Consider the following 9,626-nt stretch of genomic DNA (forward strand, 5'->3'; position numbering starts at 1 on the left):
CCTAACCATCCCGGCTGGGAGCGGACTGGGCGTCCACCCCCGGCGGATCGGTCGGCGGCGGGCCCAGCGTGGTGGTGCCCCTGGTGGTGAGGTGGGTGAGGCCCAGCCGGTAGGTGTCCAGCGCCTCCTCGGGACGGCCGGTGCGGCGCAGCAGGTCGCCGAGCAGCCGGCACAGGTCGGCCAGGTCGCCGGTGGCGCCGGTCGGCTCCAGCAGCGCGAGCGCCGACCGGTACTCGGCCTCGGCGGCCGCCGGGTCCGCCGCGTCCTGCGCCATCAGGCCGCGCAGCCGGTGCGCGGCCGCGCGGTGCACCGGGCCGACGGTCTCCGGCAGCCGGGCCAGCAGTGCGGCCGCCTCCTCGCCGTGGCCGCGGCGGCGCAGCACGTCGGCCAGTTCGACGTCCAACTGCGCCGTGTACAGCGAGCCGCGCGGGCGGGCCAGCAGCTCGCGGGCGGTGCGCAGCTCGCGCTCGGCCTGCGCGGCGTCCCCCTCCTGGGCGCTCAGGTAGCCGCGCATCCAGTGGCAGTGCGCCAATTCGGTGCGCAGGCCCAGCTGCTGGTACATCTCCTGGGCCCGGACCAGCGAGGCGTCGGCCTCCGCCGGGCGCCCCTCGGCCAGCAGGGTGCGCGCCACGCCGCGGTGCATCCGGGCCACCAGCGCCGGGTCGTCCACCTGCGGGGCCAGCGCCAGGGCCAGCTCGGCGGCGCGCGCCGCCCGGGCCGGCGCGCCGAGGTCCAGGTAGGGCGCGATCACCGTGGAGTAGAGCAGCACCAGCGCCGCCGGGTCGGAGAGCCCGGTCGCGTTCAGCCGGTCGATCGCCGACTCCAGCAGGTAGCAGGAGTACCGCAGGTCCCCGGCGAGCAGGTGCGCCACCGCCCGCCCGCGGATCGCCGGCACCCGCTGCGGCAGCGGGTGGCCCACCAGCAGCAGTTCGGCCTGCTGGAACACCTCGGCCGCCCGGTCCAGCTCCCCGGCCTCCAACGCGCAGTCACCGAGCCCGGTCAGCGCGGCGGCCTGCTCGGCGGGCAGCTCCGCCTGCTGCGCCTCGCGGGCCAGCGCGGCGTACCGCTCGGCCGCCCGGGCCGGCTCGCCGGCGCTGAGCAGCTGCCGGGCGTCGGTCAGTCGCAGCCGCAGCTCGCCGGCCAGCCGCTCGGACCGGCCGGTGGCCAGCTCCCGCGCGCTGACCCCCAGCCGCTCGGCGAAGTGCCGCAGCGCCGCCTCGGACGGGCGGGCCTTGCCGGCCTCCACGGTGGAGACGTACGCGGCGGTGTACGCGGGCTCGGCCACCGCGCGCTGGGTCAGCCCGCGCTCGGTCCGCAGCCGGAGCAGCCGGCGGCCGACCGGCTCCGCGGCGGGGTCCGGTGCGGGCCCGGGTCTGTCGGCCGGGTCGGTGGTCTCGGTCGCCATCTGCGCCTCCAGGGACAGCTGCTGATCCCGGCAACCGTAGCGCCCGCCGGTGGTCGGCGGTGCCCGCCTGACACCGGGTCAGCAATGGGACGGTTTGTCCACTTCGGCGGCGTATCGTGACCGTGTGCTCCGGCTCCTGCTGACCCTGCTCCCGGTCGCCGCGGTCACCCTGGCCATCGGGTGGCTGGTGGACCGGTCCCTGCAGCGGGCCGCCGCCCGGCACCCCCGCTCGCCGCTCTGGGCGTCGCTGCGCCGCTGCCGGGTCCCGCTCCAGCTGGTGGTGGGCTTCTGGCTGCTGCTCGCCGCACCCCACCTGGTGGACGACCCCGACCTGCGGCACGCCCTGCTGCTGGCCGCCATCGCGGCCACCGGCTGGCTGGTGGTCCGGATCACCGCCGCCGCCCTGGAGGCGGTGCTGCTGCGCTACGAGACCACCGCCGGGGACCCGGCCCGGCTGCAGCGGGTGCGCACCCAGCTGGGCATGCTGCGCCGGGTGGTCGGTGCGCTGATCGCGGTGGTCACCGTGGCGGTGATGTTGCTGACCTTCACCGCGGCCCGGACCATCGGCGCCAGCCTGCTCGCCTCGGCCGGCATCATCGGCATCGTGGCCGGCGTGGCCGCCCAGGGCACCCTGGGCAACTTCTTCGCCGGCCTGCAGATCGCGTTCAGCGACACCGTGCGGATCGGCGACACCGTGGTGGTGGAGGGCCAGCAGGGCACCGTGGAGGAGATCACCCTCTCCTACCTGGTGGTGCGGCTGTGGGACTACCGGCGGCTGATCGTGCCGGTCTCCTACTTCGTCAGCAAGCCGTTCGAGAACTGGACCCGGCGGGACCCGGGCCTGCTCGCCTCGGTGCTGCTCCACCTCGACCACGCCACCCCGGTGCCCGCGCTGCGCGAGCGGCTGCGCGGGACGCTGGCCGCCAGCAGCCACTGGGACGGCCAGGAGTGGGCGCTGTGGGTGGTGGACGCCACCCCGAGCACCATCGTGGTGCGCGCCACCATGACCGCGCGCAGCCCGGAGGAGACCTTCGAACTGCGCGCCACGGTCCGCGAGGACCTGATCGCCTACCTGCGCACCGAGCACCCCGAGGCGCTGCCCCGGATCCGCACCGACGGGACCTAGCGCTCCTCGCGCAGGTCCTCCAGCGTGTGGTCCACGCAGACCGCCAGCACCAGCAGCAGGGTGGCGTCCTGCTGGGTCAGCACGTCCACCGCCCAGGTGTCGCGCAGGCTGAACCAGCGCCGCGAGATGTGCGCCAGCGTGGTGCCGTCGTGCTGGATGTCGAACTCGCGGTCCCAGTAGTTGCCGACGATCTTCAGCCGCCGCCCGTCCGCCAGCTTGACCTTGAACCGGTCGCCGAAGAACGAGAACATCCGCTTGCTGATCTTGGCGATGTGCTCGCCCTGGTGCTTGATCAGGATCGTGTGGTGGATCGTCAGGGCCTTGCGCACGATGGAGGCGGCGACGTTCCCGTCGGGGTCCACGAAGTGGAAGGTGCTGCGCAGCCGCAGCAGCTTCTTGTTGACCCGGTAGACCTTCTCCCGGTGCTCGGTCTCGATCCAGGCCTCTTCGTGGAAGGCGAATATGCGGTCGCGCACCAGGTAGCGCATCAGGTCCCCCGTCCGGGTCGGTGGCTCGTGCCGCCCCAGAGCGTAGTGGCAGCGCCGCCGGGCCCGAACGGGGGTACGGCTCAGAGGGTGCGGACCATGGTCCGGTGCGGGATCCCGGCGTCGTCGTAGACCGGACCCTCGGCGGCGTAGCCGAGCCGCTCGTAGAAGCCGAGCGCCTGCACCTGGGCGTGCAGCTCGCACTCCTTGGCGCCGCGCTCGCGGCCGGCCTGCTCCACCGCGCGCACCAGGGCCGCGCCCAGGCCGGTGCCGCGGGCGGCCTTGACCACCGCGAGCCGGCCGAGCAGCACCCGGTCGGCCACCCCGGTGAGTCCGTACGCCTCGGCACCGCTGATCAGCCGGGCGGTGCCGAGCGGCGCGCCGTCGGCGGCGACGGCCAGCAGGTGCGTGGAGGTGGCGTCGAGCGCGTCGTACTCCAGCTCCTCCGGGATCTCCTGCTCGACCACGAAGACCTCGCGGCGGACCTGCCTGGCCAGCGCCAGGTCGGCCTCCGCGGCGGCGACCCTGATCTCCACCCGGGCCCCCGTCAGCTCTCGGCCGCGATGGCGTCCAGCGCCGCGCGCAGGTCGTCCGGGTACTCGCTGGAGAACTCCACCCACTCGCCGTCGGCGGGGTGCTCGAAGCCCAGCGAGACCGCGTGCAGCCACTGCCGGGTCAGGCCCAGCCGCTTGGCCAGCGTCGGGTCGGCGCCGTAGGTCAGGTCGCCCACGCAGGGGTGGCGCAGCGCCGACATGTGCACCCGGATCTGGTGGGTGCGGCCGGTCTCCAGCTTGATCGCCAGCAGCGAGGCGGCCCGGTAGGCCTCGATCAGGTCGTAGTGGGTGACCGAGGGCTTGCCGTCCCGGGTCACCGCCCACTTCCAGTCGGAGCTGGGGTGGCGGCCGATCGGCGCGTCCACCGTGCCGCTCATCGGGTCCGGGTGGCCCTGCACCAGGGTGTGGTAGCGCTTCTCGGTGATCCGGTCGTGGAACTGCCGCTTGAGGTCGGTGTAGGCGCGCTCGGACTTGGCCACCACCATCAGCCCGGAGGTGCCGACGTCCAGCCGGTGCACGATGCCCTGGCGCTCGGCCGCGCCTGAGGTGGAGATCCGGTAGCCGGCGGCGGCCAGGTGGCCGATCACGGTCGGCCCGGTCCAGCCCGGGGAGGGGTGGGCGGCCACCCCGACCGGCTTGTCCACCAGCACGATGTCCTGGTCGTCGTGGACGATCCGCATGCCCTCGACGTGCTGCGGCACCACCTGGACCGGGGCGGCGGGGGCCGGCATCTCGACCTCCAGCCAGGCGCCGGCGGTGACCCGCTCGGACTTCCCGACCGTGGTGCCGTCGATCCGGACCTTGCCCTCGGCGGCCAACTCGGCGGCCTTCGTCCGGGAGAAGCCGAACATGCGGGCGAGGGCGGCGTCGAGACGCTCGCCCTCGAGGCCGTCCGGAACGGGAAGCGTGCGGATCTGCGCTGCGGTACTCACCCGTACGAGTATGCCGCACCGGGCGCGGGCTCCCGGCCGGGCGCGGGGCTCAGGCCGCGGTGCGGTGGGTGGAGCCGTCCGGGTTGCTGCCGCGGAAGGAGAGCAGCACCACCAGCACGCCGCCGCAGACGATCGCCGAGTCGGCCAGGTTGAAGACCGCGAAGTGCTGGACCGAGATGAAGTCCACCACGTGCCCGCGCAGCACGCCGGGGGCCCGGAACAGGCGGTCGGTCAGGTTGCCCAGCGCCCCGCCCAGCAGCAGGCCCAGGGCGATCGCCCAGGGCAGGCTGTAGAGCCGGCGCGAGATCCGCCAGATCACCACGATCACGGCGGCCGCGATCAGGGTGAAGACGATGGTCAGGGTCTGGCCCATGCCGAAGGCGGCGCCGGGGTTGCGGATCACCTGGAGCGTCATCACGTCACCGATGATCCGGATCGGCGAGCGGCCCTCCAGCTTGGCGACCACCAGCAGCTTGCTGCCGAGGTCGATCAGGTAGGCCAGCAGCGCGACGGTGAAGAGCACGCCGAGCCGGCGGCGGCGCCCGCCCGCCTTGCCGCCCGTGACGGCGCTGGACCCGCCGGTCTCCTCGACCGGTTCGTCCGGACCGGCCGCTTCGGCGGCGGCCGCCGGGGCGTCGGGCAGCTCGGCCTCGACGGGCCCGGTGGGCTCGTCCTGGGTCTGGGGAGAACCTGAGGTAGTGATGATCCGCTCCGCTGCCGAAAAAGGGGGCCGATGGTACGGGGTCGAGGGTACGGCACGCGTGGCCCGCACCGGCTCGACCCCGGGCCCCGGACCGCCGCGGCTCCCCCGCCGGCGGCGGCCCCGGGGCGGCAGCCTCAGCGGCGCTCCTGCTTCGCCTTGCAGGAGACGCAGAGGGTGGCGCGCGGGAAGGCCTGCAGCCGGGCCTTGCCGACCGCCTGCCCGCAGGACTCGCAGTCGCCGAAGCCGACGCCCTCCAGCCGGGCCAGCGCGCGCTCGGTCTGGTCCAGCATGTCCCGGGCGTTGTTGGCGAGCGCGAGCTCGCTCTCCCGGTTGATGTTCTTGGTGCCGGCGTCCACCTGGTCGTCCCCGGCGCCGTCGTTGGAGTCCCGCATCAGGCCGGTGAGCGCGGCCTCGGCGGCCTCGATCTCCTCCCGCAGCCGGACCAGCTCGCTGTTCAGCTCGGCGTGCACCTCGGCGACCTCGGCCGCCGTCCACGGCTCCTCCCCCTGGCGGACCGGCAGCTCGGCCGGGTCCACCGACTCCGCACCGGCCACCTGGGCAGTGGCGCGCGCGCCGCTGCCGGCCGGGGTGTGGTTACGGCTGGTGGCCGCACCCCGCCCGGTGGTGGTGCTGGTCTTCCGCCGTGTCGTGGTCACGGAACCCTCCCCTTGGTCGCCTGCCACGGCCTTCCGGACCCGCCTGGTGGCGGTTCCCGTGCCCGATGCCTTCTCAGCCATGGCTTCGACCCCATCTACGAATGACTCCGGCCGACGGTTCCCGTCGGCCACTGGTGCCGGAACGATAATCCTGATCGAATCCGGTCACAACGGGACATACCGATGCCCATCGGCGATCCCACTCGGGCAGCCGTCGGCGACTCCGACGGCCGGGCAGTGACAGGGTTGTGCCCAGATCACCAGCGGCTAACCCCCGCTGACCTCGGGCGCCCGCGCGGCTGGCCCAATCCGGTTGCGCGGGCCCTATAGACTGGGCCGGCAAGGCGCAGATGGGACGAGTACCGACGTACGCAGCCACGAGCGACCCGGGGACGGTGCGAGCCCGGGGGTGTGCGCGGCGGGAAGATCACCCCGGAGCCGCCGGAAGAACGGCCCCCTCGGGCCCAGTAGACCCGGCCGCAAACCCAAGGAGTGGGCCGTCGGCGGTACGCGGCGGCCAAGGAGGGTGGTACCGCGGGGCGCACGCTGCCTCGTCCCTCCGTCGGAATGCCCGTCCACGCATCCGCCGGAGGCGCAGTGACCACGTACAACCCCGTCCCCGCCCAGGTCGACCTGCCCGCCCTGGAGCACGGCATCCTCGACTTCTGGCGCGACCAGAAGGTGTTCCGGCGCAGCCTGGAGCAGTCCGAGGGCCGTCCCGAGTGGGTCTTCTACGAGGGCCCGCCGACCGCCAACGGCATGCCGGGCGCGCACCACATCGAGGCCCGCGTCTTCAAGGACGTCTTCCCGCGCTACCGCACCATGAAGGGCTACCACGTGGCCCGCAAGGCCGGCTGGGACTGCCACGGCCTGCCGGTGGAGCTCGCGGTGGAGAAGGAGCTGGGCTTCTCCGGCAAGCCGGAGATCGAGAAGTACGGCATCGCCGAGTTCAACGCCAAGTGCCGCGAGTCGGTGACCCGGCACACCGACGAGTTCGTGAAGCTCACCGAGCGGATGGGCTACTGGGTCGACCTGGACCAGGCCTACCGGACCATGGACCCGTCCTACATCCAGTCGGTCTGGTGGTCGCTGAAGCAGATCTTCGAGAAGGGCCTGCTGGTCCAGGACCACCGGGTGGCGCCCTGGTGCCCGCGCTGCGGCACCGGCCTGTCCGACCACGAGCTGGCCCAGGGCTACGAGACCGTGGTCGACCCCTCGGTGTTCGTGAAGTTCCCGCTCACCAGCGGCCCGCTGGCCGGCCGGGCCGCGCTGCTGGTGTGGACCACCACCCCGTGGACCCTGGTCTCCAACACCGCCGCCGCGGTGCACCCGGAGGTGACCTACGTGGTCGCCACCGACGGCACCGAGCAGCTGGTGGTGGCCGAGCCGCTGCTCGCCAAGGCGCTCGGCGAGGGCTGGGAGCCGACCGGCGAGTCCTTCACCGGTGCCGAGATGGAGCGCTGGGCCTACCGGCGCCCGTTCGAGCTGGTCGCCATTCCTCCTGTCGAGGGGGGTCCGGACGCGCACTACGTGCTCAACGCCGACTACGTGACCACCGAGGACGGCACCGGCATCGTCCACCAGGCCCCGGCCTTCGGCGCCGACGACCTGGCGACCTGCCGCAAGTACGGCCTGCCGGTGGTCAACCCGGTCGAGGCGGACGGCACCTTCGCCGCCGACGTCCCGCTGGTCGGCGGGGTCTTCTTCAAGAAGGCCGACGAGGCGCTGGTCGCCGACCTGTCGGCCCGTGACCTGCTGTTCCGTCACCTCCCCTACGAGCACAGCTACCCGCACTGCTGGCGCTGCCACACCGCGCTGCTCTACTACGCGCAGCCGTCCTGGTACATCCGGACCACCGCCGTCAAGGACGCGATGATCCGGGAGAACGAGGCCACCAACTGGTACCCGGAGACGGTCAAGCACGGCCGCTTCGGCGACTGGCTGAACAACAACATCGACTGGGCGCTGTCCCGCAACCGGTACTGGGGCACCCCGCTGCCGATCTGGCGCTGCGAGGAGGACCACCTCACCTGCGTCGGCTCGCTGGCCGAGCTGGGCGAGCTGACCGGCACCGACCAGAGCGCGCTCGACCCGCACCGCCCGTTCATCGACGAGGTCACCTTCGCCTGCCCGCAGTGCGCCGGCACCGCCACCCGGGTGCCCGAGGTGATCGACGCCTGGTACGACTCGGGCTCGATGCCGTTCGCCCAGTACGGCTACCCGTACCAGAACAAGGAGCTGTTCGAGAAGCGCTACCCTGCGCAGTTCATCTCCGAGGCGATCGACCAGACCCGCGGCTGGTTCTACACGCTGATGGCGGTCGGCACCCTGGTCTTCGACAAGTCCTCCTACGAGAACGTCGTCTGCCTGGGCCACATCCTGGCCGAGGACGGCCGCAAGATGTCCAAGCACCTGGGCAACATCCTGCAGCCGATCCCGCTGATGGACCAGCACGGCGCCGACGCGGTGCGCTGGTTCATGGCGGCCGGCGGCTCGCCCTGGTCGGCCCGCCGGGTCGGCCACGGCACCATCCAGGAGGTGGTCCGCAAGACCCTGCTGACCTACTGGAACACCGTCGCCTTCCAGGCGCTGTACGCCCGGACCGCCGGCTGGGCGCCGAGCGCTTCCGACCCGGCGCCCGCCGACCGGCCGCAGCTGGACCGCTGGGTGCTCTCCGAGCTGCACCAGCTGGTCAAGGAGACCGACGCGGCGCTGGAGGACTACGACACCCAGCGGGCCGGCAAGCTGCTCTCCGGCTTCGTCGACGACCTGTCCAACTGGTACGTGCGGCGCGGCCGCCGCCGGTTCTGGCAGGGCGACGCGGCGGCGCTGGCCACCCTGCACGAGGCGCTGGAGACGGTGACCCGGCTGATGGCCCCGCTCACCCCGTTCATCACCGAGCGGGTCTGGCAGGACCTGGTCGTCCCGGTCGACCCCGCGGCGCCGGTCTCGGTGCACCTGGCGTCCTGGCCGGTGGCGGACGAGGCGCTGATCGACCCGGCGCTGTCCCGGCACATGGCGCTGGTGCGCCGGCTGGTCGAGCTCGGCCGGGCCACCCGCGCCGAGTCCGGGGTGAAGACCCGCCAGCCGCTCTCCCGCGCGCTGATCGCGGCCCAGGGCTGGGAGGAGCTGCCGGCCGACCTGCGGGCGCAGATCGCCGAGGAGCTCAACGTCGCCGCGCTGGAGTCGCTCGCGCAGGTCGGCGGTTCGCTGGTGGACACCACCGCCAAGGCGAACTTCCGCGCGCTCGGCAAGCGGTTCGGCAAGGGCGTGCAGGAGGTGGCCAAGGCGGTGGCCGCGGCCGACGCCGCGCAGCTCGCCGCCGAGCTGCGGGCCTCGGGCCGGACCTCGGTGCAGCTCGACGGGGAGACCGTGACCCTCTCCCCCGACGAGGTGGTCATCACCGAGACCCCGCGCGAGGGCTGGGCGGTGGCCAACGAGTCCGGCGCCACCGTGGCGCTGGACCTGGCGATCACCCCCGAGCTCAAGCTGCTCGGCATCGCCCGCGACGCGATCCGCCAGATCCAGGAGGCCCGGAAGAACTCCGGCCTCGACGTGGCGGACCGGATCGTGCTCCGCTGGCAGTCCGCGACCGAGGAGACGGTGGCCGCCGTCACCGAGCACGGCGCGCTGGTCGCCGACGAGGTGCTGGCCACCGACTTCGCCCAGGGCCCGGCCGACTGGGAGTCGGAGACCTTCACCGACGAGGGTGCCGGTCTGACCTTCCAGCTCCGCAAGGCCTGAGTCCGACCCGGGGCCCGGCCC

8 protein-coding genes are annotated in these 9,626 nt (G+C 73.4%); 2 read left to right on the forward strand and 6 right to left on the reverse strand.

Annotated elements, in window-relative coordinates; genetic code table 11:
- Position 1: 1 nt before the first annotated feature.
- Positions 2 to 1,405, reverse strand: coding sequence for a helix-turn-helix domain-containing protein (locus tag ACFW1A_RS15215; protein WP_380409055.1), 1,404 nt, complete (start codon positions 1,403 to 1,405; stop codon positions 2 to 4).
- Positions 1,406 to 1,529: 124 nt separating this feature from the next.
- Here ACFW1A_RS15215 and ACFW1A_RS15220 point away from each other — a divergent pair, with 124 nt between their 5' ends.
- The gene (locus ACFW1A_RS15220; RefSeq protein WP_380409057.1) at positions 1,530 to 2,531 is read left to right on the forward strand and encodes a mechanosensitive ion channel family protein; all 1,002 of its coding nucleotides are present in this window, start codon (positions 1,530 to 1,532) and stop codon (positions 2,529 to 2,531) included.
- Here the strand turns inward: ACFW1A_RS15220 and ACFW1A_RS15225 are convergent.
- The 5 genes from ACFW1A_RS15225 to ACFW1A_RS15245 all read right to left on the reverse strand — a co-directional run bounded on the left by ACFW1A_RS15225 (position 2,528) and on the right by ACFW1A_RS15245 (position 5,861).
- Positions 2,528 to 3,007: an LURP-one-related/scramblase family protein gene (locus ACFW1A_RS15225; RefSeq protein WP_380409059.1), complete on the reverse strand. Its 480-nt coding sequence runs from the start codon at positions 3,005 to 3,007 to the stop codon at positions 2,528 to 2,530. The genes ACFW1A_RS15220 and ACFW1A_RS15225 overlap by 4 nt on opposite strands.
- A 92-nt stretch (positions 3,008 to 3,099) precedes the next feature.
- Complete coding sequence (locus tag ACFW1A_RS15230; protein ID WP_380409062.1) at positions 3,100 to 3,552, reverse strand: GNAT family N-acetyltransferase; 453 nt, start codon at positions 3,550 to 3,552, stop codon at positions 3,100 to 3,102.
- A gap of 11 nt (positions 3,553 to 3,563) precedes the next feature.
- Positions 3,564 to 4,502: an RluA family pseudouridine synthase gene (locus tag ACFW1A_RS15235; RefSeq protein ID WP_380409065.1), complete on the reverse strand. Its 939-nt coding sequence runs from the start codon at positions 4,500 to 4,502 to the stop codon at positions 3,564 to 3,566.
- 49 nt (positions 4,503 to 4,551) lie between these two features.
- Positions 4,552 to 5,274 carry a signal peptidase II gene (gene lspA / locus ACFW1A_RS15240; protein WP_380409067.1) on the reverse strand — a complete coding sequence of 241 codons (723 nt, stop codon included), beginning with the start codon at positions 5,272 to 5,274 and terminating at the stop codon, positions 4,552 to 4,554.
- A gap of 65 nt (positions 5,275 to 5,339) precedes the next feature.
- On the reverse strand, positions 5,340 to 5,861 hold the full coding sequence (locus ACFW1A_RS15245; protein ID WP_380409069.1) for a TraR/DksA family transcriptional regulator: 522 nt from the start codon (positions 5,859 to 5,861) through the stop codon (positions 5,340 to 5,342).
- Positions 5,862 to 6,458: 597 nt separating this feature from the next.
- On the opposite strand from ACFW1A_RS15245, the gene ileS reads away from it, so the two are divergent.
- Entirely contained in the window at positions 6,459 to 9,605 is a 3,147-nt protein-coding gene (ileS, locus tag ACFW1A_RS15250) for an isoleucine--tRNA ligase (protein ID WP_380409071.1), read from the forward strand.
- The last annotated feature ends 21 nt before the right edge of the window (positions 9,606 to 9,626 follow it).

The sequence above is a fragment of the Kitasatospora sp. NPDC058965 genome (assembly GCF_042741245.1).
Taxonomy (GTDB): Bacteria; Actinomycetota; Actinomycetes; order Streptomycetales; family Streptomycetaceae; genus Kitasatospora.